The 23,898-nt window shown below is 52.6% G+C and carries 13 protein-coding genes; 6 read left to right on the forward strand and 7 right to left on the reverse strand.

The annotated features are described in order from the left end of the window. The first annotated feature begins 40 nt into the window (after positions 1-40). Complete coding sequence (locus JI741_RS21635) at positions 41-487, forward strand: hypothetical protein (protein WP_202013389.1); 447 nt, start codon at positions 41-43, stop codon at positions 485-487. Positions 488-998: 511 nt separating this feature from the next. On the opposite strand, the gene JI741_RS21640 is transcribed toward JI741_RS21635, so the two are convergent. From JI741_RS21640 to JI741_RS21655, 4 genes are all read right to left on the reverse strand, one after another. Then, the gene (locus JI741_RS21640; RefSeq protein WP_202013391.1) at positions 999-2,897 is read right to left on the reverse strand and encodes a polysaccharide biosynthesis protein; all 1,899 of its coding nucleotides are present in this window, start codon (positions 2,895-2,897) and stop codon (positions 999-1,001) included. After that, a complete protein-coding gene (locus tag JI741_RS21645; protein ID WP_202013394.1) occupies positions 2,894-3,079 on the reverse strand; it encodes a hypothetical protein in 186 nt (61 codons plus the stop codon). The genes JI741_RS21640 and JI741_RS21645 overlap by 4 nt, the downstream gene beginning before the upstream one ends. Continuing rightward, positions 3,080-8,065 carry a DUF8693 domain-containing protein gene (locus JI741_RS21650; RefSeq protein WP_202013396.1) on the reverse strand — a complete coding sequence of 1,662 codons (4,986 nt, stop codon included), beginning with the start codon at positions 8,063-8,065 and terminating at the stop codon, positions 3,080-3,082. Between the two features lie 790 nt (positions 8,066-8,855). Further along, the gene (locus JI741_RS21655) at positions 8,856-9,674 is read right to left on the reverse strand and encodes a caspase family protein (protein ID WP_202013398.1); all 819 of its coding nucleotides are present in this window, start codon (positions 9,672-9,674) and stop codon (positions 8,856-8,858) included. Positions 9,675-9,723: 49 nt separating this feature from the next. Between JI741_RS21655 and JI741_RS21660 the strand changes: the two genes are divergently transcribed. Both JI741_RS21660 and JI741_RS21665 read left to right on the forward strand, forming a co-directional pair. Next, on the forward strand, positions 9,724-10,608 hold the full coding sequence (locus tag JI741_RS21660; RefSeq protein ID WP_202013400.1) for a hypothetical protein: 885 nt from the start codon (positions 9,724-9,726) through the stop codon (positions 10,606-10,608). Positions 10,609-10,613: 5 nt separating this feature from the next. After that, a complete protein-coding gene (locus JI741_RS21665; protein ID WP_202013402.1) occupies positions 10,614-11,534 on the forward strand; it encodes a putative outer membrane beta-barrel protein in 921 nt (306 codons plus the stop codon). Here the strand turns inward: JI741_RS21665 and JI741_RS21670 are convergent, their stop codons facing one another. Together JI741_RS21670 and JI741_RS21675 are read right to left on the reverse strand one after the other, a co-directional pair. Further along, positions 11,535-14,444 carry an IPT/TIG domain-containing protein gene (locus JI741_RS21670; protein WP_202013404.1) on the reverse strand — a complete coding sequence of 970 codons (2,910 nt, stop codon included), beginning with the start codon at positions 14,442-14,444 and terminating at the stop codon, positions 11,535-11,537. A 152-nt stretch (positions 14,445-14,596) separates the two neighbouring features. Continuing rightward, the gene (locus JI741_RS21675; protein WP_202013406.1) at positions 14,597-17,875 is read right to left on the reverse strand and encodes an immunoglobulin domain-containing protein; all 3,279 of its coding nucleotides are present in this window, start codon (positions 17,873-17,875) and stop codon (positions 14,597-14,599) included. A gap of 513 nt (positions 17,876-18,388) precedes the next feature. On the opposite strand from JI741_RS21675, the gene gldC reads away from it, so the two are divergent. From gldC to JI741_RS21690, 3 genes are all read left to right on the forward strand, one after another. Beyond that, complete coding sequence (gene gldC, locus JI741_RS21680; RefSeq protein WP_202013407.1) at positions 18,389-18,727, forward strand: gliding motility protein GldC; 339 nt, start codon at positions 18,389-18,391, stop codon at positions 18,725-18,727. Positions 18,728-18,883: 156 nt separating this feature from the next. Beyond that, positions 18,884-21,802: a TonB-dependent receptor gene (locus JI741_RS21685; protein ID WP_202013409.1), complete on the forward strand. Its 2,919-nt coding sequence runs from the start codon at positions 18,884-18,886 to the stop codon at positions 21,800-21,802. A gap of 20 nt (positions 21,803-21,822) precedes the next feature. Then, positions 21,823-23,346, forward strand: a complete 1,524-nt coding sequence (locus JI741_RS21690) for an SGNH/GDSL hydrolase family protein (RefSeq protein ID WP_202013412.1) — start codon at positions 21,823-21,825, stop codon at positions 23,344-23,346. 112 nt (positions 23,347-23,458) lie between these two features. Here the strand turns inward: JI741_RS21690 and JI741_RS21695 are convergent, their stop codons facing one another. After that, positions 23,459-23,884, reverse strand: a complete 426-nt coding sequence (locus tag JI741_RS21695; RefSeq protein WP_202013414.1) for a rhodanese-like domain-containing protein — start codon at positions 23,882-23,884, stop codon at positions 23,459-23,461. Positions 23,885-23,898 lie beyond the last annotated feature (14 nt).

Raw genomic sequence — 23,898 nt, forward strand, 5'->3', positions numbered from 1 at the left:
ATAATTTATTTATCTTTTGGGTACTAAAACATTAATAGCTATGGCAAAAAAAGCTAAGAAATCATCAAAGAAGGTTGCAAAGAAAGCAGCGAAGAAGGCTGCCAAAAAGGTAGCCAAGAAGGCCGCTAAGAAATCACCGTCAAAGAAAACTGCAAAGAAGGCAGTGAAGAAAGCCGTTAAGGCAGCAAAGAAAGCTCCGAAAAAGGCCGCTAAAAAAGCAGCGAAGTCGGCCAAGAAAGCCGCGAAGCCCGCCGCAAAATCCATCGTAAAAACGGTCGCCAAAAAAGCTAAAGCCATCAAAAAGAAGGTGGTTAAAAAAGCTCAGGACTTCACCAAAGCAGCAGCCGAAAAAGCTGTTGAAGTGAAAGACGCCGTAGTAGACACAGCAGCTTCCGTAGCCGAAACCGTCAGCGAAAAAGTGGCGGACGCTAAAGAAGCGATCGAGAACAAAGCAAGCGACGTTCAGAAGAACCTCTTCGGAGCGTAGTCGAGCATCGGTCAACGCATAAACCTAAACCTAACCTTACAAGGGAAGCGGTGATATTTTCATCGCTTTTTTTGTGCCTTGTTGTGAGATATTTATAGTTTGATGACGGGGTTCGTTGAGGTTCATACATGAGGTGGATGGGGATATCTCGTTGGTTAAATGAGAATCTTAGTTGGATTGAAATCGAAGGTTCTACTCGTTCTATGAGTGCCCAAAGTGCCATTCGAAGCTAACGCCATCGATGTTTTTTCAAGGACAGGACTTAGGATTTCTATTGAATGTATTGCTCTCCTTTGTTCGTGTGCTTCAGGAGGCACCTACGGAGCCGATCCGGTGATATTGCTTTGGGCTATAGACAGGGACTCCCGTGGAGCGGGAGTGCAGCGAGAGGACTGCTAGTGACTCTAGCTTGTTCCTAGATGATTCTTAGGACTACTTCTAATTGCAAGTTTGATTTCGGTTATTCTGGAGGCTTCTTACTTCCGCTATTCCAAGGGAGTCGTTTGGAGGCCTAGGGCATATCCAGCACCTCGAAGCGCGAATAGTTGCTCTTGAATTCGGGCACCATTTCTTTCATGAGGGCCACCATCTTCAATTCGTTCTTATCGCCCATGAGGTCTTCGAGGAGATCGAAGTTCTGGCACACCTCGTCGTACATGTATTCCGACACCTGGGCTTTCAGGATCTTTTCGTGGTGGGTGGGGATTGTGTTCTCGCGGTCGTTCAACAGTTCCTCGTATAGCTTCTCGCCGTCTCTGAGGCCCGTAAACACGATCTCGATGTCTTTGCCAAGTTCTTTGCCCGACAGCAGGATGGTCTTCTTGGCGAGGTCATAGATCTTCACAGGCTTGCCCATGTCGAAGATGAATATCTCTCCCCCCTGCCCCATGGAGCCGGCTTCAATCACCAGTTCGCAGGCTTCGGGAATGGTCATGAAGAAACGCGTGATTTCGGGGTGCGTCACGGTAACGGGGCCACCCTTGACGATCTGGTCTTTGAAGATCGGAATCACCGATCCATTCGAGCCCAGCACGTTGCCAAAGCGGGTGGTGACAAACGACGTCTTGCCCAGCCCAAGGCGATTATAGTGACGATCCAGCGACTGCACATAAATCTCCGCGATGCGCTTCGAGCAGCCCATGATGTTGGTGGGGTTCACGGCCTTGTCGGTCGAGATCATCACAAACTTTTTCACCTTGTGCTGCATGGCCAGATCGGCCAGCGTGCGTGTTCCGAAAATATTGACGGTGACAGCCTCCGATGGATTGCTCTCCATCAACGGCACATGCTTGTAGGCTGCCGCGTGAAAGAGGATCTCCGGGCGGAAGTCGCGGAAGATGCTGTTGATGCGTTGCTTGTTGCAGACGTTGGCCACAAACACCAGCAATCGCGTGTGTTGGGCGCGGCTCCGCAGCTCGCGTTCAATTTCATAGAGGGGAGACTCGGCCTGGTCGATGAGGATCAACGTCTGGGGCCGGTAGTTCAATATCTGTCGCGCCAGCTCCGAACCAATGGAGCCCGCTGCACCCGTGATGCAGATAACACGGTTAAAAATCTCTTTCTCAATTTCGGGGTTATCCAGCTTGATCACCTCGCGCCCCAACAGGTCGTCGATGTTGATGTCGCGAATCTGTTTCATATCCCACTCGTTGCGCAGCCACTTTTCGAACGAAGGCACATAGCTCACCTTGAGGTGATGTTGGAGGGCCTGGTCCACAATTTCATTTTTGCGTTCGATGGAAAGGTTCTTGGTGGCTATCACCAACTTCTTCACTTTATAGCGCGTCACAAGCTCCGCCAGGCGATCCTGATAATAGATGCGTGTGCCGCTGATCTCTTTATTATTCTTTTTGATATCGTCGTCCAGAAACCCCACAAGCTTGTAGAGACTGGACACGTCGGCTTCAATGGCCTGCTTCGTGAGGAACCCGGCGGCACCCGCCCCGAAGATGACCACGGGAATGAGCTGAGATGTATCGGACTTATAGTAGGCAAACACATTCTTCACCAACAGGCGATATTGATACAGCAGCAGCGAAGAGATAAAGAACGAAATGAAGACAACCGAATAGGGAATAACGTTTTTACCAAAGTTGTAGTAGTACCACAGGTTGAACACCACCACAATGGTGAGGCTCAGCAACTCTGTGCCCACAATGCGCAAACCATCCTGGATGCCCGTGTAGCGCACGATGCCGGCATAGCTCTTGGTGATGAGCGTGGACGTCATGGCCGCCGCAAGGCAAAGCAAGGCGCCCAACGCGGGGTTGAAGTGACGGATCTCTTCGACGTTGAAATTGAATCGCAGCAGAAACGCCAGGCTCACAGAAAGAACAACCAACACCTGATCGATGAGAATGACCACACCGCGAGGAAGGACTGTGAGTCGGCTAAATACTTTCTGTATCAATCTTTATCAGCTTTGTTACGATTCTTCAAAAGTCTGGAAACGCCGTAGGCGCCGCCACCGATGAGCAAGTATTCCAATCCAGTGATGGGAACGGGGGGAGTGCTGGCCGGATTACCAGGTTGCGCTGCAACCCACAAAACATTCCCAAGAATTAAGCAAACACAAACGAGAAGGGCTTTCATCTATTTTATCTTAACGATTTTTTCTGTAAATCTTTTTTGTCCGTCCACGATCAGGAGATAGTATACCCCGATAGCACGGTTTCCTAAATCAAATTCCGCCTCCTTCACACCCGACTCACCTTTTAGCGAGTGAGCATCAACCTCCACGCCTGCTGCATCAATCAAAGTAGCTTTCACGTCCTTATTTGTAGAGCTCACTCGAACCAACACCTTTCGCACTGTGGGGTTGGGGTAAATGCTTACCGCGTCATTTCCATTCACTCCGGTTTCGTTGGCTGTGATGGTCACTTCACGCGCGGTCGACGTCGTCTTGCAATCGCCTACAGTCACCTCAACCGTGTATACACCGGTCTCGGTTACCTCAAATTTGTTTGTAGTAGCTCCCGTGATTACTGCACCGTTGCGCAGCCACTGGTTGCCTGTGGCATAGCTGGAAGTCAAGGTAGTGCCTGCTCCCGTTACAGTCACAGGTTCAACTTGGGCCACATTTGCTTTAACCGCAATGCGGTCGCCTTCACAGCCCATCGCGTTCACTGCCGACACATAGTAGGTCTTCGTTTTGTTGATCACCGGCGTCTCGAACGAGGCACCTTGTTGACCGGCAATGGGAGCCGTGTCCGTAATGTCCTCATACCAATTATACCAGCCGTCGGCAGAAGCGCCTTCGGCGGTCAATGTTGCTGCACCTGACTGACAAACATTCCCTTCTTCCACGCGGCTCACCACACCCTTGCTAACAATTTTAATAACAGGCTTGGTCTGCAACGGCATCGTTACGCACGACGAGGCTTTTGCCAAAACTATCACTTCATTTTCGCCTGCAGCCAGCAACGCGGTGCTCACCGGAATGGAGAGAACATTGCCTGTACCTTTGAAGTAGTCTGTCACCTGATCCTTATATTGAATCGCATACAAAACATCGGCCTGAGATTGCTCCAGTGTTACGTTGGCAAACGAGTTGGTCGCGCAAGTGCTTTCGCCACTCACCGTGAGGTCGGTCTTCACAGAAGCTTTGCCTACCGTAAGGTAAAAACGCTTCGACAAATTGGGAAGATCCGTAGCCGACACCGTGAAACTGTAGGTGCTGGCATCGCGAAGATTGACGGTAGTGTTTTGCAACTGATCCACCAGGTAAAGATTCATGTTGGCGCTGAAAGATGGCAACCCGGTGAATGACATCTGATACGTTCCTTTCACCGCTCCTACCATGGCCAGCGGAATTTTTTTATCGCAATCCAAAGCGCCCATGGAGTTGATGGAGAGGCTCAGATTGTCAGTCGTGATCGTAGATAAGCTGAGCTTGCTATTCAAGAGCTTGTAAGCATCATACTGTGGATCGAACGAGTCTGTAGCGGGTGCGTGCAGACGCAGCACGGTTTCGTCTTCGAGGCTCTGTCCTTTCATGGCAATCCGCAGCAGGTTCGGAATATCTTCCTCGCGGAAAAACTGGGCTGCGCCATTGTCTTTGTCATCTTCCTGGAACGTTACGGTCGCATTCGCGGTAGCACGTACCCAGAAGGCCTGACCTTGAGCGATCAACCCGGCATAGCCCTGAACACTAGGCACTCCATTCACATAGGAGACATACTTCAAGCCGGTGCCTTGACCGCTGTTGTTAAAGTTATCGGAGATGTAGATAGCGTTGTTCAGCCCGGTAGGAATGGTCACGTTGTTCCAGTTGATGGCCGACGGGTAAGGGTTACCGATAAGGTTCCAACCATCGTTGCCCCCTGCCGAATGAGCGGTCACCGGCACGGGGACAGCGCCCTGTCCGAGTGTACCACGCGAGTCGAACGTCGCGACTCCTGCGGTGTTCACGTTCGCGGCATAGCCTCTGCCTTGCGTGAGGGCACCGGTAAGTGCATAAGAGCGATAGCGTGCCTCAAGCGAAGGTCCTGCCGTGTAGTTCGTTTCATCATACCAATAGATGGCCGTGATGGGTATCTCGGTGCGCCAGTCGGTTACGGTCGAGCCCGTTACTGGAGCAGACAAATAGCGATAGCTGACAGAGCCTGATGTGTTGGGCATGTAACGTTGCACAATTACCGATCCGGTTATGGACGCGCCTGTCGCTAACTGTGTGACACGAGCCGTGAAAGCAGCGTTTGACAATAACCGAAGTTGGTTTGTGCCTGCATTGATCGTATGCGCCGTGCTCACCGTTACAAAGTGTTGCACGTCTACAGGTGTTAATATATTCAACGGGTTTGGAGTGCCCGATTTGCTTACTTCCAGATTGTAGAGGCCCACAGGTCCAGAGCCCGTGGTGCGGGTAATTGATTGAATTGTTCCGATGCCGTTAAACAACACCTTGCCCTGACGCGCCACAAACGTTCCGTCCGTAACGAAGTCTTCGGCAATAGAGATCTGGTAGTTGTTGGTACTGGCGTCGAGGGTTGATGTTGATCCAATCTTGAGATCGTTTACCACGGTCATGGCCTGACCGAGCGTAGTTGTTCCTGTGCCCAAAACATACACCGAATAAAAAGGTTGCCCCCCCGAAGTGATGGTCTGATTTGTGCCTACAAAATCAACACGGCTAATGCCGGGTGTGAAGGTTCCTCCAGACACGTTCCATGTGCCCGCTACTTGAATGCGATAAAGGGCTGAGTCAGGGACGGGTTCAAGAAAATCAGCAAGATCAAGTGTTAAGGCGCCGGTAACCTGCACGTTGTTGAAGTTTCCAAGAAGAAGAACATCGGTTGTGTTGGTTAGCGTAGTGTTGCCATTAAAGACAGCCGTGCTTGTGCCACCATAGATTTTTCCATTGTTGGTCACATTACCTGCGATGTTAACGGTCGTGCCTGTTCCCAGATTCAGGGTGTGGTTGAGGTTAACTTCGAACGCACCCAAATTTAAGGGAATAGAACCGCTAACAACAGATGTTCCATCAAACTTTACCGGGCTGGACGTAAACGTGCCACCTGCATTGCTCACAATGTTGCCGCGAAAAATCACTGCGTTTGATCCGGCGTTGAATGTTCCGTTGCTCAGGGTCAGCGTTCCGTTAATGGTTGTTGGCTGCGAAAGACTGATGATGCCTGTGCCCAGGTTTGTTACATCAGTCAAGCGAGTATCATTGGGGTTGTAAGGCAACTCAGGACCTGTGCTGATATTTGATGACGTGTTATAAATGACATTGTAGGCAGAAACGGCTCCCGGGGCCGTGGTGATTGTGCCCGCTGCCCGGGTTATTGTTCCGGCAGTAGCCATTCTAAAAGTCGGCGAGGGACTGAATGCTCCCGCGGTAAGATTAAGCTGCGTCAAGTCTAGGGCAGAACCAACGCTCAGCGTCTCAGCAGGGCGATTCATATTGATTGCCAGCATAGGACTCCCGCCTTCATTCACAAAGTTCACGTTGCCGGTCATCGTTCCTGTGCCATCCACCTGCAGACGGGCATACTCATTCACGATCAACGTTCCTCCCGTAATCGACACGGGTCCCGACAAGGTTAAAAGAAACCCGCGAATATCGAGGTCCCCCTGGGATTGTGTAAACACCCCATTTATTTTGAAATCATCAAAGACCCAAACGCGTCCGTTGGTACGATTCAATGTGAAATTGTTTATTGTCAGGGGAGCAGTGCCGGTTAGATTCAAAATGCCATTGGGATTTCCTGCACCAAAGGATCCGTTGCCGGTTATGGCAATATTGGATGTGGGCAAGACGGCAATGGAGTTGCTATTCATTGTCAAATCGCCTCCAATGGTAAGCGTGCGATTCAACACGGATAAATTTCCGTTCGTCAAAGTCAGCGGACCACCGAACGTTACGTCCGAAGCGAGCGACACGCCGTTTGTGTTATTGATCTGCGTAGTTACGCCGGTTGTTCCGGGATGGCCCAGGCCGATAAATTGTGCAGCCGCACCGTTGTAGATGATGGTAGAGCCCGACGCAAAAGTGCGCGTTCCCGTTACCCGGATGTTTCCGTTGAAAGGTCCTGTTTGAATTGCGCCGGCTACGGCGGTCGAGCCGACCTGCAATGTTGCACCATCCGAAAGCGTGAACGATCCTGCACCGCCAAAGAAATTGTCGGTAGCAAGGGACACGGATGCACCGTTCGCGATATTATAATTGATCGTTCCACCAATGGGCGTCAACGTAGACGTATAGATCTGCGGTGTTGTTCCGTTAAAAACAAAATTAGAAACACCACCGCTGGTGAAGAGTGAACCTCCTGTTTGAGTATAGTTGCCTTTCAGGTTAAAGGTGGTTACTGCTGTGGTCGCAGCGAAATCTACCTGACCGTCTGTGTTGAGGATAAAATTTCCATTGCACGTCATTGTCAGGTCCTGATCATCGGCAAACTGAATGTAGCCCGTGCCTGAGATGTCAATATCGCCCGATATGGCAAGTGTTCCTGACGTGCCGGATACAAAGGCAAATGTCCCTCCCGTAACTTCAAGATCGTCGCCAATATTAAGCGTCCCACCTGCACCTAATGAATGATAGAGCGCATCGCCCCCTGTGTCAACTATGCGAAAATCGCCCGTAACACTAACAGGGAAACCCCCAAGGCTCAAAAACCCATCGTCGCTTGCCTGGCCTGGGCAGTTCCACACGAAGATGCCAAAGGACTGATTCAAGTTTGTGGGAGCAACCAACACGCCCGTGGTGAACCCTGTAACGCTCATCGTGGAATTAGCATCCCATGTGGCGAGGGGTATCGTGCCTCCGGTGGTGAAAAGGTGATTGTAGCTCGCCCCGGATAAGAAACTAAGCTTTAGGACGGTCGCGCCAGATAATGTGCCTTGATTGTTCAGTGTGCCGGCAACCACCATCGTGCGATTGGGAATACCGCCAAAGGTTATGGTACCCGAAAGATTCATCGTGCCATTGAGGGCTATTTCGGTGCCTGTGCCGTTTGCAAGTGTGACGTTAACCCCGGCATCTACAGTCATCGTACCACCAGCATCTACCACAGTCTGATCAATGGTGACGTTCGCCGTAACGGTCACAACGTGCGGGCTTCTAATGGTAATCACACCGTTCGCACTCGTTGGCGCTGCACCGGCTGCCACCCATGTCGCTCCGTTATACGTTTGCCATGTTCCCGCTGTGCTCCAGGGACCTGATCCATTGCTACGGTAGTCGCCAGTAGCCTGTCCCCACGAGTTAGTCACTATAAATCCTATAACAGCAAAAAGTAGTAAAGCCTTTTTTATCATAAACTATGTCTAGACGTCAATTGCCAATTTTATTCATAATCCTCAAAAAGAATCCATATTCACACCTCAACCTTAGCCAACGGAACCCATTGGCCAGAACTGAAGTACTTTATATTTCTCTCCTGATCAACCTAAACCACCCTGGATTTCTGTAATCTGGCAAACGAGCCACAAAAATTACATGTCGCCAGGGTGTTCCGTGTATCACATTGCAGCAAAAGTAATGAATTTAATGCGAAGTCTTCAACTGTCGACTGCACAGCAAATTCATTCAACAAAAAGACCAATTGTAACCCTGGTCGGGGAAAACTTTCCCGGGGTTGTGCCTCATCCCAAACCTACAGCTTGTTCGCAAAACACATATAACCGTCAAATACCTTACAAGTTTGCACAATTGGCGATGATCTCGTCCGCAAAACGCAGGAAACGCCGGTGATGCTAACTGTCCTTGAAGACTTCCTTGAGTAAAGATATGAAGTTATACAGGATCCCTCGTGATTCAACGACCTTCCCAATTTACTACGGACGGTTGTATGGCTCGATATGCGGGTTACTCCGTGCCTGCATGTTTAAGGGTTAACATCCAGCGTAAACCCCCGGCGGGTCTTCAATTCCGCGTAAAGTAAAAGTCTCCCATCAGCGAATTGCTTTCCCAGGGCACCTGCTTGTTGCCGGAGGCCTGGCTCACCTCGATGCGCACTTGTTTGAAGATGTCTTCGATCTTGAGGCCGGGCACGTTCATGTATTTCATGAGTTTGGCGGTGTAGAGTCCGTTTCGGGCGGTGCCGTCGGAGGCAGTTTTGCCGGGGGCGGTTGAATAGGCTACGATTGATCCCGTGGGTGCTTCCACCCGCAGCATGCCTTTTTCGCCCGAGCGCGAAAACGATTTGAAAGGGCTGTTGCGGCAGGCGTCCAGGATCATGATGTTGAGGCGGTTGTTGGACGACTCCATGAACCGGAGAATGGACGCCACGCTCACGCACACATCGGGCACTTCCTCTTTGTATTCGTAGGACGCGTCTACCGGTACCAAATAGTTGTCGCCGTCCACCTGCACACCGTGCCCGGAGTAATAGAACAGCCCAACTCCGCCCTGGGCGATCTTTTCAGTGAACTGGCGCACGGCATTGCGCATCTCCAGGCGTGTGCCGTCAATTACTTTGTGTACCTCGAAGTTCTTTTGCCTGAGCAATTCGGCCAGATCGTTGGCGTCGTTCACGGAGTTCTGCAGGGGTGACACGGGGTAGTTCTTGTTGCCGATCACCAGGGCGATCTTCCGTTCTTCGGCGGAGCGGGTGGCACTGTCGGTGGCAGTAGCCACAATGTTGTAGACCTGTTCGCCGCTTCGTGCTTTTATCATTTGCTGCGCCGTACCGGTGGAGATGGCAAACGCGAGTAGCATGCCGGCAACAAAAAGCTTTTTCATTTGGGAAGGGTCTGGTCGTTTCATTAAATTACGATAATATCTTCCGCTCATGAAAGTGCCCTCTCTCTTTTTCCAGGTCTTCCTGGCGCTTACTGGTTTGTGTCTCCCCGCCCACGGGCAAATTATCGGCGACATTCATCATGAGCCGTTTCGCCAGAAAGTGCTCCTCACCTATTCCGTGAACGGCCTCAGCCCAAACCAGCGCATGGAAGTGAATCTCTACTGCTCCGACGACGGTTTCAAGAACGGGCTGACGAGCCTTAGCGGCAACGGTTCTGGCGACCGTGTGCAGGGCAACGGGCAGAAAACCATCATCTGGGATGTCTTAAAAGACCGACCCAAACTATCCGGCACCGTATCGTTCGAAGTGCGGGCAATCGTTTTTAATGAATCGTCGCCTACAGCCTCGGCCGGACCTGCCACGGTGGTGACGGTGTCGCCGGAAGAACATAAGTCGGCCGTGTATGCCGAGATGTCGTCGGCGTTGGGCAGCTTCATCATCGAAGCCAAAGACCTGGTCATCGCCTTCCGCAAGAGCAACGAAAACATGTTTGAAGACAACCTCACGCTGCGCCAGCTCACCGACGCGGTCATCAACTACAACACAGCATTCAACAAGCTGAACAATGACCGCATGTCGTATGAAAAGCAAGTGCTGGTCTACTGGAACAACGAAGCGCTCTATAACGATGTGCGCTACCTGTTCGACTATGCCTTGGGCGAACTCCACTCGGCCAATGTACTGGAGCTGAACAGCGCCCTCTCCACCATCAACGACATCAACACCGGCAAGATCTCGGGCCGCAAAAACGAACGCGACGCGAAAGAGAAAGTGCTCATGAGCATCTACCAGAACACCACTCAACTCGACAAGCGCATCCAGGAGCTGGAGCGCCGCGCCAACCGCATTCTCTATACCCTCTCTAATCGATAATGCCCATGAAAGCCACCGGAAGTATTGTAGTGCTGCTGCTGATCGCCTGCGCGAACCTGCACGCACAGAACATTGACCAGGACAAACTTCTGCGCATGCGCGACTCGCTCGACAACCTGCTGGTCATCAATCCCAGCGCATCGGCCATCCTGGTGAAGCGGCGCGAACTGGAACTCTACTCCTACAATTCCTTTCTCAGCAGCAAACAATTCAACGACAAAACGGGCAGCAATGCCAACCTCGCGGGCAAACAACTGCTCTTCAACTCGCTCTTCCAGATCAACTATGGCGCCTCGCGCAACCGGCGCTTCAACATTGGGGTGGATGTTAACTTCAGGGCCTATCGCTACGACATCGACAAGAACAGCCAGGTGATTTCGCTGTTCAAAGACAACCCGGGCAACGAGCGCTCCGTCACCTACGTTGGGCCACGCGTACGCCTGCAACCGTTTCGGCGCGCGAACAATTTCACCTTTCAAAGCTATGTGTGGATTCCGGTGGCACAGAAAGAACTTCAAACGTCCCTTGGCAGCAACAAAGTCAACTGGGGCAATACGCTTTTTTTCTATAAATATTTCAGCCCCAAGCTGGGCATCTTCACCCAACTGAACTTCGCCTTTGCCTTTCCTTCGGGTAACAGCGAGACCGGTTCGAAAACGGAATTTTATTTACCCGCCAGCGTTTCCCTCAGTTATGTGGCCACCCGAAAAGACCTGCTGTTTGCCACGCTCTCCTACAGCTGGACCAACACGGATGTGAGTCACGTGACCGAAGGTGCCGACAGCGATTTTGTGCAGTATGGTGCGGGATATCAACACCTCTTCAGCAAACATTTTTTTGTTAACGCCAGCTACACCGGCACCCTCATGGCACGCAACTATGGCATGTGGAGTGGCGTGAATGTATGTGTGCGCTACGTCTTTTAGTTAGTTGCACGTTGGATTGGTGGTGGGATTGTTGCAACCGCCGCCCAACATGAGCTGCCGCCCGGTAGTGCGACTGGTGAGCAATATGCCCCCGTTGCAAAACTGCCCGTCGTAGGTCACGCCTTCGATGATGAGGCCCGTCACATATCCCCCTTTAAATCCTGCCGAGTTGTTGATATATCCCGAGGTCTGACCATCTTCGTCGGTATCGAGACGCACGGTGCCGGTCCAGAACGAGTCGTCGTTCAGGTCGTTGTAGGCGATGGACCAGTTGGCGTCGATGTTTGGCGCAAGGTTCACAGGCGGTGCCGGCGGCAGGAAGATGATGGGTGGAGGAATGGGGCCAGGAGGTGGCGCGGCGAGAATATTAAACGCGAAGTCAACTTTGTAGGAAGTTGAATAGTCGGACGTGTAGAACAACCGTAGGGTCACCGAGCCGGTGGTGCCGATGTTGCTGGGTACTACAAATGTGATGGCGTTGGAAGTTTTGTAGTTGGGAACAATGTCTTTTCCGTTCAAAGTCACTTTGGTGACGGTGCCCAGGTTAGGTCCTTCGATCAGCACGGGCCAATCTACCGGGTTGTTGTTGGGTTTTAGTTTCAGTTGTGCTGTGGCAGGTTCGGCCAACAGCAGGAAGCCCGCGTTATTTGAGTTGTCGGCGGCCGTTTTCACGCTCACGTTCACGCTCTTGCTCACGGTGGTGTTTACCGGCACGGTCACCTTCACGATCTTGTCGCTCACAAAGGTTCCTGTTACGGACGTGCCGTTGAAGACAACCGTGACCGGGTTCGTGAAATTCGATCCGTTGATCGTGACCTGTTGCCCCACGGTGCCCGACGATGGCACCAGGCTGGTGATGGCGGGTTTGCCTGCCACAACAAAATCTGTTGACGTCGTGATGGGACTTAGCACGGCGTCGGTCTTCACACTGATCCTGCCCGTGGCCGTACCCGCAGGCACTTGCACCACCAGTTGTGTTGGTGACACAGACTTCACAAGGGCGTTCACACCGTTGAAAAACTGAACCGTGGGATTGTGTTGCAGATTGGTTCCCGTGAGCGTCACCAACGCACCGGCTACGCCTGCCAACGGCGCGAACGACGTGACCGATGGTGGCGACAAAATTTCAAAGCTGCTCTGGCTCACCGTGGTGCCCGGTGTAGTGGAAACACTGATGGTTCCCGTCACAGCGCCCGAAGGCACCTTCACCATCACCTGATTGTCGGTGCCCGCCCCCACTTTGGTGGCCGTGACATTGTTGGCAAATTTGATGGTGGCCCCTGAAAGATAAGCGCCGCTGATCGTAACTTCCGTATCAACTCCACCTTTCATCGGCGCGATGGCGGTCACAACCGGTTTCACATTCAAAACAAAATCCACAAGGCTAAGCGCTCCGTTCACATTGATCTTTCCGGTCGATGCTCCTGCAGGTGCCTGGCACACAATTTCCGTTGACGACGACTTCACCACAACGGTAGCCTGCACGTTGCCGCCGAAGCGGATGTAGGGCGAGGATGGAAGATTTATGCCGGTGATGGTGACAACCGTGCCCGGTACACCGGAGGTTGGATTGATGGCGGTGATCTGCGGCGCACCCAGCACAGTGAAGAGATCAGAAGTTTCAAACGTGCCTCCGGGACTGATCACAGAGATCTTGCCGGTAACTGTACCTGTTAATACCTCCACTACTATTTCCGTATTGGTTTTGCTCACGATTTTCAAATCTTTCAAAGCCACTTTCGCCCCGGTCACATTCGAAAGGTTTAGGCCGGTCAGTGTGATTTGTGTTCCTGTGACACCCGACGCCGGTGCAAACTTCGTGATGAGGGGCGCACCCTGCACAACAAAGTCGTCGGCAGACAAGGCGGTGCCTGCAGGCGTGGTGATCGAAATTTTCCCGCTGCTTCCCCCTACCGGCACTTTGGTTTTTACGACAACTCCGGTGTTGGAAATGATCTGCGCGGGCGTGTCGCCAAATTTCAATTCGAAAGCTCCGGTAAAGTTCACGCCTGTGATCTGCACGTCGGTTCCCGGCGCCCCCGTTGACTTGTCTGTTGACTGAATGGCGGGGCCAGGCACGACGGTAAATTTCTTGTCCGTTTTGCCTTTGCCTCCTCCGGTGTAAACAAAAATTGTGTCGGTGGCTGCCCCGACGGGTACCCGCACCGTGATGGATTCGGCTGCAGACGTAACCAACTCACCTGGCACGGTACCAAAGGTGACCTTGGTGGCCTCCTGGAGATTTTCGCCGGTGAGGGTAATTACTTTCCCTACAGCGCCTTTGTCCGGGGCGAACGATACTACTTTCGGGGCCAGCAGCACCGTGAAGGTTGCCGGATCAGAATCGCCGCTGGGTGAGGTGATGCGTATGTCGGCAGCATCGGGCGACAAACCTGTGGGCACGGTCACTACGGCGGTGTCGCCAATCACTTTGAACACGGCGTCGCGGGCTGTGCTTTGGTCAGGCGACCGGAAACGTATGGCGGATACATTGCTGAAATAACTTCCTGCTATTTTGATGACAGCGCCTATGCCCGCACGGGGTGGCACAATGCTTCGAATGATGGGCACTGGCGGAAGCACCGTGAAAGCCTTTGGTTCTGACGCGCCATACTTTGTTTTTACGTTGAGGCCCACTTCTTTCGCCTGGGTGGTGAAAGGCACAAAAAATTGCACTTCGGTTGGCGTGGGGGTTCCGGCCGTGCTCACGGCCACATTGTTGATGAGCACCTGGAGCGAGCCGTCGAAGTTGACTCCCGATATGGTGACCAGTTTTCCAGAGGGTGCCGCTGTTTCACTCAGCGATGTGATCTGCGGTGGCAGCAGCACTTCATCCCGAATGCAGCCGTCCACGCCCACCATCAACAGGCAAAGGGCAGACTGGCACAACACGCGTAGTATCCGTTTCATTCCTATAGAATTTTAACAAGCTTCTCTATCGAAATTCACAACGAGGTTCCGCGCGCCTCTTTTTCTCCACCAAACAAAAAACGCCTAACATCTTATTCTAAGCATCCATTCTACACAACTCCGCCGCGCTTCATTTTTAGCGCGGCATTATGCTAATGTTTTATAACCACACGCTTTCCGCCCGCTCCCTTTGCTTCGGGGAATACCAGCCAATACAAACCATCGCTCAGGTGCGAGGCTTCCACCAAACCGTCGGCGCCGGTGCCTTCGGATGTGTGCACTAATTTGCCTTGAACGTTATACAGCTCAAGCCGCGTTGCCGGGGCTCCCGTCAGTTGAAAACTGCCGTTGCTGGGGTTGGGATAGACATTGAAAGAATGCGATTGTGTTTCGGCAATGCCGGTAATCACACAGGTATTGTTCCACACCACGGTGTCGGCACATGCGCTGGTGGTCTTCACGATCTTGTATTCACCCGTGGCTGAAATATCCATCAACGTGAGGGGTTGTGTAGAGCCAGCTTTGTACAGTGCATATTGACCCACGGTGTTTTTGGTATCCGTCACGATCTTGCTCCACTCGGGCTGAAAGTGAATGCAGTCCACCACGCCCACCAGCACCAGGTTGGGCTTTGGATTGAGGGTGACGTCGATACCATCGGAGATGGCCGTGCCACCACAGCTTCCCGACACCTCGCAGGTGTAGCGGCCTTCATTGAGCGACGATGCATGCGCAATGGTGAGCGTGGTCGTTTTGGCGCCACTCACCGTGCCTCCGTCAGAAAGGGTTGCTCCGTTTTTCTTCCAGGTATAGGTAAGTGCGTTGCCGGTTGCTGTAATGCTTAACACGATCTTTTCGTCTTCACAGGCTTTGTGTGTGGTGGGTTGTGCGGTAATGGCCGTGCCTTTGTTCACGGTCACAGCAATAGCGCCGGACGTGAGCGGGTTTCCGCAACCCGACTTTAGTTCGCAGGTGTAGCTGCCGGCATCCGCTGCCGTTGCCGAGATGATGAGCAGTTCGTTGGTGGTGGTGCCGGTCACGGCCGCACCGTCAGTGAGATTCACGCCGCCCTTCTTCCATTGATAGGTGAAGGTGCCTTCGCCGGGCGTGATGGAAAGTTTGCCTACCGTGCCTTCACACAACACGGCGTCGCCCGATTTGGCCAGTATGGAGGGAGCTGTGTCGATGGTGAGCTGCGCGGCGTTGGAAACTAGTTCGGGTCCGCATGGGTTGTTTATGGAGCATGTGTATGCCCCCGCTTCTGCCGCCGTGGCAGCCGTGATGGTGAGGGTGGCCGTGCCTGCTCCGCTATATTTTCCTCCATTGGAAATCACGTTGTTGCCCTTCTTCCAGGTGTATGTCAAACCCGTTCCGGTGGCGGTGATGGAGAAAACGACATTGGTGTTGGCGCAGACTGATTTGCCAACGGGGTGTGCCGTGATCTGCGAAGGTGTGGTGAGCGTGACCGTGGTAGCCGATGACGTAACGGGGGCGCCACACATTCCTGTGACCACACATGAATATTGTCCGGCATCGCCGGCAGCAAGTTGTTTCAGTGTGAGGGTGTTGGTTTTAGAGCCCGTCACCGTCGCGCTTTCCACGAGGTTGGTTGTTCCTTTCTTCCATTGATACGTCTCATTTGCTCCCGATGCCTCCAATGACAACACGAGGTTGCTTCCCGAGCAGGCCGACGCCGTTGCAGCGGGTTGCTTGGTTATGGATGCCGGCAACAACACCGTGAGCGATGCATTCTGACTCGACACCGGCACGGCCGAACAATCGGTGGTGACATCGCACGAGTAGAGTGCCGCGTCGCCGGCGGCTATGGTTTTTAATGTAAGCTTGTTTGTTTTGGCGCCGACCACCAACGTGCCGTCTACCAGCGCAACGCCGGCTTTCTTCCATTGGTATTTCAGGTTTGAGCCGGTTGCTGCAATGGTGAAATTGATCTCCGTTCCCGCACAAGCTTCCACGGCCGTTGGCTGGGTGGTGATGTTTGCTCCTGCCAAAAAGCCAAGTGTCACCGCAGTGGTACTGGTGGAGTGGTCGCAGCCGTCGAAGATGTCGCAGGTGTAGCTGCCAGCATCGTCAACCGCGCTCGCGCCGGTGATGGTGAGTGTGGCCGTGGTCACACCCGACCAGTGTCCTTCGTTCTTGAGGATCACGCCGTCTTTTTTCCACTGATACAAAAGGTTCAGTCCGGTGGCTGCCACGGTGAATGTGGTGTTGGCTCCGGGGCAAACATTCTGACTTTGGGGTGCCGTGTTCACGGTGATGGAATATTTGCTGCACGGCACCAGGTGTCGCACGCAGGTCTGCGACGTAGGCACGAGATAGTCGCCTTTATAATCCAGTATGCCACCCGTGATGGGACCGTTAAAAATGGACTCGTTCAGTTTTGTTCCCGTGGCACTGTAGCGCACCAACGTGCCGGCCGATCCCAGACCCTGGTCTTCTATGGTGTAGGCAATAGCCGCCGTGCCGTCGGCTTCAATGTTGAGCGACACATAAGAATAGGTGTTGTCGTAGGCATTGTAGGTGTCGATGTAGTCGAGGAACGTGACGGGTGGGAATGTGCTGCTGTAATTCACGAGCGTGTAGTCGCCGTTAAAATTTCTTCCCACCAGCACCGGGTCGTTGCCACGAAACGCCATAATGGTTTTTCCAATGTCAAAGAGCTGGTCCTCCAATATGGCTCCATCCGAAGCCTGCACCTTCAGCAACCGGGTGGAGCTGAAATCCCATATCAAGGTGTAGACGTTGCCGTCGGGGCCAATGGTGACTTTACCCGTGGTGAACGTGTAGTTGATGTCTTTCTGCCAGCCGAATGTGCCGGACGATGAATACTTAAATAAGGTGTAGCCGGACGTGGTGTTGTTTATGGTCAGCACAAAAACATCGCCCGCGGCATTGGTCACCACCGACAGGCCCGTGAAATCGCCCGGAGTTTTTGACCAAGATGAAACGCCGGCCGACGTGAATTTCTCGAAGTAGAGACTGGTGGCGGGTCCGTCATAGCCGGTCACGTACACATCGGTGTTGTCATCGAAGGTGGCATCGGCCACGGTGGGGGCTATGAAGTTTTTGGACCACGCGGACGTGCCGTTGGCCGCGGCATATTTAGTGAGGATGTTGTCGGTGCCGTGAATGACCAGCACGTTTCCGTTCTTGTCGATGTCGAAGTCCTGCACGCTGGTGGTGAGATTCTGTTCCCAGCTTTTGGCGCCGTCTTTGGTGAGTCTGAAAACTTTCAGGTTCCCGATCATGGCAATGTCGCCGGTGGCGTTGCGAATGATGTTGGATGAAAGCGAAAATTTATTGGAGGCGTCGTCTTCATAGTTCGCGACATCAAGACACGACTGATAGAAGAATTGACTGTGGGCGGGCAGGCACACGACTAACGCCAAAGCAACAAGAAGGAGGGTTCTCATGAAGATTTAAGCAATAGACAATATCCTAAGGTACGGAATTCTCATGGCCAAACAATGTGCGCGCGACAATAATCTTGTGATTTGCAACATCCGAATCAAACATCTTCAACGGTGAGGCAAGAGTTCTACACATCCTTCCCTGAAAGCTTGGAGAGACGTTGCCTGATCATCCGCGCATAAAAAATGTAATCAACTTCAATCTGATTTTTAATCCTTTACAATTCAACCTTTTTCTATGGGATGTCTCATGGCAAAAACACCTCCGACAGTTCTTCCTCCAAGCGCCAATAAATCATCAACTGTTTGAAAAGCTACAACGCAAGTATCTCAGATACATCATCATCTACCATGTGCCTTCATTTTCTAAACTTTCGTCAGGCCACTAGGGCACGCCTGATCCGTACAACACATAATCATCTTTACGCGGCCAAAAAAGCTTGTCGGGGCCGCCTGCGGATCAAAAAAAATCGTGCAAAGCAAGGGCTTGGAATTGGCCCGGTATTAACTTGCGCCATGAAAAAATCTACCATCAACTTCACGGTTGAACTCGATCAAAATAACGTACCCGATAAAATCCTGTGGGATGCCACCGATAAGCCCGACCCGGGCCAGAGCGAAACAAAATCCATCAGTGTGGCCCTGTGGGATCACGCCCAGCGCAACACCCTGCGCATCGATTTGTGGTCAAAAGATATGCCGGTAGAGGACATGAAACGCTTTTATATAGACTGCATTGGCGGCCTGGCCCAAAGCGCTTTGTCGGCAACGGGCGACGAATACATGGCTTCGGAGCTCAATGCCGTGTGCGAACGCCTCATCAAACACGTCCAAAAAGAGAACCAGGCCTCCTAACCAGCTTCCGGTCTATATTGTCTTTGGACGGCCAAAAGCCTTCCACAAACGTTTGTATTTTCATAAATTTTTGTACTTTGCTGGAAAAATACTCGGTATGCATACTATTTTTCATGCCTGAGGATTTCCAGTTACCATACTTAATACAAAGCGTTTATGAAGAAATTCTACAAACATTTGCTGGCCTCGGCTGCTTTGCTGCTTCTTGGGGTCACCGCCACATTTGCTCAGACTACGGTCTCCGGTAAAGTCACTGATGGGGTGAGTGGAGAAGGCCTGGCCGGCGTAAACATTGTGGTGAAGGGCCGTGTGATCGGCACCATCACCGACACCAATGGCGCCTACAGTCTGAAGGTGAACGATGCTCCACCTTTCACGCTCACGTTCTCCTTTGTTGGTTATCGCACCCAGGAGATTGACATCAGCAATGCGGCCACCAGCGGCCTCGATGTGAAACTGGAAGAGCAAACGGTGCTCGGCCAGGAAATTGTGGTCTCGGCCAGTCGTGTGGAAGAATCCATTCTTCAATCGCCGGTCTCCATCGAAAAGATGGACATCCTCGGGGTGCAAAGCACAGCCTCCGAAAACTATTACAAAGGCCTCATCAACATGAAAGGCCTCGACATGACGCAAAGCAGCGTCAACTTCCAAATCATTAACGCACGCGGCTTCAACTCCACCGGCAACACACGTTTTGTGCAGTTGACCGACGGCATGGACACGCAAGCCCCCGCGCTGAACTTCCCGATTGGTAACCTCAACGGCCCTTCGGAACTGGATGTGGAAAGCGTGGAGTTTATTCCGGGATCGGCTTCGGCTTTGTATGGTCCCAACGCCTTCAACGGCATTTTGCTGGTGAACAGCAAGAACCCCTTTGAATACCAGGGACTGAGCGCCTTTGCAAAATATGGAATGAACCACATTGGCGATGCCGATTTGAATACGGAAGGCCAGGGAAAGATCGGACCCGGTTCGGCCCAACCGATGTGGGAAGGCGCCATCCGTTATGCGAAAGCATTCAACAACCGCTTTGCGTTTAAAGTCGCCCTCTCCTATAGCAAGGCCACCGACTGGTATGGCACAAACCTGAAAGACAAAAATACTGCGCTCAACGCCGGCTATGCTACCAATCCAGGTTCAGATCAGGTGCATGCTTTTGGTGATGAAGTGGCCACCAACATTGGTCTGCTTGGCCTCAATCCTGCCTTCCAAACGCAGGTGAACAGCATGGGCCTTGGTGCCTATCTGGGCGACATTCCCAATGATGTGGTGTCGCGCACGCCTTATCGCGAACAATACCTGGTTGACTACAATGCCCACAACTTCAAAGCAAACCTGGGCCTTAACTATCGCATCACCGACAAGATCGAATTGCTGTATGCTCTTAATTATGGATCGGGTACTTCGGTATATACAGGTGCGCAACGCTATTCGCTGAAAGACTTCAGCATCCAACAACACAAGCTGGAGTTGAGAGGCAGCAACTTCTTTCTCCGCGGCTATACCACCATCGAAAATTCGGGCGACTCGTATATCGCCGACCTCACGGGCGTGCTCATTAACCGCGCCTGGAAAGCCGACACACAGTGGTTTGGCGAATACACCGCCAACTATCTTGGCTATCTCGCGCAAAACGGCATCGCTCCCGGAGCAGCCACGCTGGATAATCGCAACGCTGCACACCTCGCAGCACGGGCTGCAGCAGACGTAGGTCGTTATCTGCCCGGGACACAACAGTTTGAAGACGCGAAAAACGCCGCGCGTTCGAAGACCATTCCCAACGGCTCCCTCTTCGACGACAAGACATCGCTCTATCACTTGGAAGGTCAATACAACTTCAAGAATCAAATCGACTTCATGGATCTTATGATCGGCGCAAGCTACAGATTGTATGACCTCAATTCGAACGGAACCATCTTCGCCGACACCGCTGGCAACAACATCACCATTCAGGAAGTGGGCGCCTATGTTCAGGCCGCAAAGAAATTTTTTGCCGACAAGGTGAAGCTGACCGGATCGTTGCGCTATGACAAAAACGAAAACTTCGACGGCCTCATCAATCCACGCATCTCGGGTGTGTATTCGCCCACGCCCAACCACAACTTCCGTGCATCGTTTCAAAGCGGTTTCCGCAACCCGACCACCCAAGGCCAGCACATCAACCTCGATGTGTTAACCTACAGGTTGCTGGGCGGGCTTCCGGAATATGCGAAGGCGTATAATATCTTTCAGAATGCCTACACGGTTGAGTCGGTGAACCGCTATGCGGCCATCGTTGCCCAAAAGGCAGGCAAAGGTCCGTATGCCGGAGGAAACGCCGGCCTTGCCATTGGCGATCCCGAAGCGTTGAAGCAACTCACGCCCATCACCGATGCCAAACCTGTGACGCCTGAGAAAGTGAAAGCCATTGAAGTGGGCTATAAAGGTTTACTTGGTGACAAGCTGATGATTGACCTCACCTACTATCACAACTCTTACAACAACTTCATCACCCAGGTGATCCTCCGTCAATCGGCGGGTCCGTTGGATCTGAACGCTACGGCACCTACCGAACAAAACGTGCGCAACGCACAAACGCTGCTCACGCCGGGAACAGACGCCAGCGGACGTCAGAATTCCTATTCGGCCTATACCAACCTCAGCAAAAAAGTGACGGCACAAGGCGCCGCCATCGGGATGGAATACAGTTTGCCCAAAGGATACAAAGTGGGCGCGAACTACAACTGGAACAAACTGAACGACCAATTGGGCGACGGTTACCTGTCGGAGTTCAACACACCCGAACACAAATTCAATGTGACGTTTGGCAACCGGAAGGTCACCGAACGGTTAGGCTTCAACCTTGCCTATCGCTGGCAACAGTCCTTCCTGTGGGAAGCCACGTTCGCACAAGGCACCGTGCCTTCTGTAGGGCTAATGGACGCGCAGGTGAGCTATAAAGTGAAGCCCATGAAGTGTATGTTCAAACTGGGTGGGTCCGACATCTTCAACACACGCTATGTGCTGAACTACGGCGGCCCCACACTGGGCGCGATCTATTATGTGTCTGTCACCTTTGATCAATTGATGAATTAATCCTTAACCGGTTTAAGACTATGAGAAACCTGACCAAATATTTTGCCCTGGCTGCGGGCATGACCCTGGCCGGAGCATGTACATACGATTTCCCCGAAGCCGAAGAACCCACACAAGGCGAAGCCAATTTCACCAAGACTGTTGTGGTGGGCAGTTCACTTTCAGCGGGATTCATGAATGGAGCCCTGTATGATGCGGGCCAGAAAAATTCGTTCGTGACCATTCTCGCCACGCAGATGAAAGCGGTGGGCGGTGGCAACTTTAACCAACCCGACATCAACGCCACAGATGGCTATTACGGTGTGGCTACCGGCATTCCGGGCGTGCCCGACGGAACCATTCTGGGGCGTCTTTACCTGAAGGGAACTACAAGCCCCTCGCCTACTCCAAAAATTCCGGGCCAGGCCATTGGGCCTTTTGCTGGCGACAAAGCTGCTCTTAACAACTTCAGCGCCTATGGCGTCTCCATTCAGACATCGCTGGCGCCACAGTTGGGAGGACCTGCCTCGGCCAACCCCTACTTCAATCCTTACTATGCACGTTTTGCCTCGAACCCCGGCACATCGACATTGATTGGCGATGCGGCAGCGGCGCTTGCAAACGGTTCGTTTCTGGTGTTCTGGCTTGGCAATGACGATGTGCTGGGCTATGCCACAAACGGCGCAGATCAAAACGATCCCACCAAACCCATCACTTCGGTACCGGCATTCACGGGCGCGTACAACGCGGCCTTTAACGCTTTGCTGGCGGCCAACGCCAATGCAAAAGGCGTTGTGGCCAACATCCCCGATGTGACGGCCCTTCCCTACTTTTCCACGGTTAACCCGCTGGCCATCTCGGTGCCGGCGGCCAGTCGTCCTGCCCTGCAGGCAGGCCTTGGACAATTGAACGCGGCCATCAACGGATGGAACGCCGGTGTGGATGCCAACGGTGGTCTCACACCCGACCAGAAGGCTGCACTGAAACGTCCTGTGCTTAGCACAGCGTTCGACAAATATCCTATTGTGATTCTGGATGTTACGCTTTCGGATGCACAAGTGCCCGATGGCAACGGCGGAACATTTACAATCCCCAAGATTCGTAACGCAAAAGCAGACGACAAACTGTTGCTTACCCTGACGGCCGCGTCACAACTTCTTCCGACCGGCGCGGGCATTGACCCTACCAAGCCGGTGAACGAAGCGCAGCACGACAAATATTACCTGACCGCCGCCGAGCAAACCGAAATCCAGGCGCGGATAACGGACTTCAACGCCGTGATTAGTGCTGCTGTGACATCGCATGCCGATCGTTTTGTGCTGGTGGATGTGAACAAGCTTTTGCTTTCGCTGAAGACCAACGGCGCCAGCATTGGCGGCTCTGCCCTCTCGGCCACAATCTCGCCTCCCTTTGGCGGGTTCTCACTTGACGGCATACATCCCAACGCCCGTGGCAACGGCTACATCGCCAACGCATTTATCGAGACCATCAATTCGAAATTCAAATCGGATATACCGCTTTGCAATCCCAACAACTTTGCCGGGAACGAGCTTCCTGTGCCTTAGTGAAAAACATCACGCATAACCTAAACCTAAACTGAAAAAGCCAGGACTGTGAAAAGTCCTGGCTTCTTTGTTTATGGATACTGATCTCGTTAAGACTCTCCGTTGTAATAGATCACTTCCACGCGTCGTAGCCGCCCTTCAGGTTGTGCAGTTCCTTGAACCCGTTTTCTTTCATGTAAGAAATGGCTTTGCTGCTGCGTCCACCGGCTTTGCAGTAGACATAGTAGGGTTTCGATTTGTCGAGCGTGGCGATCTTGTCCTGAAAGTCGGGCGCATTGAAGTTGATGTTTACGGCGTTGGGGAGTGCGCCCTGGGCCACTTCTTCGGGTGTACGCACGTCGAGCACGATGGCGTTGGGATCGGTGGCCAGTTTCTCGCGGAAGGCTTCAGGCTCCAGCACGTCGTCGATGGTGGCATTGGCGGCCACGGGTTCAGGGGCGGTTGCCGTGTCGGCCACGACGGCTTCAGTAGGGGCTTCCTTTTTTTGCGGCGTGCAGCACGCCAGGGCGAGCAGGATGAGGATGGGGGTTGATTTCATGAGCGTTGCTTTTT

Origin of the sequence: Chryseolinea lacunae, from assembly GCF_016735595.1 — a bacterium.
GTDB lineage: Bacteria > Bacteroidota > Bacteroidia > Cytophagales > Cyclobacteriaceae > Chryseolinea > Chryseolinea lacunae.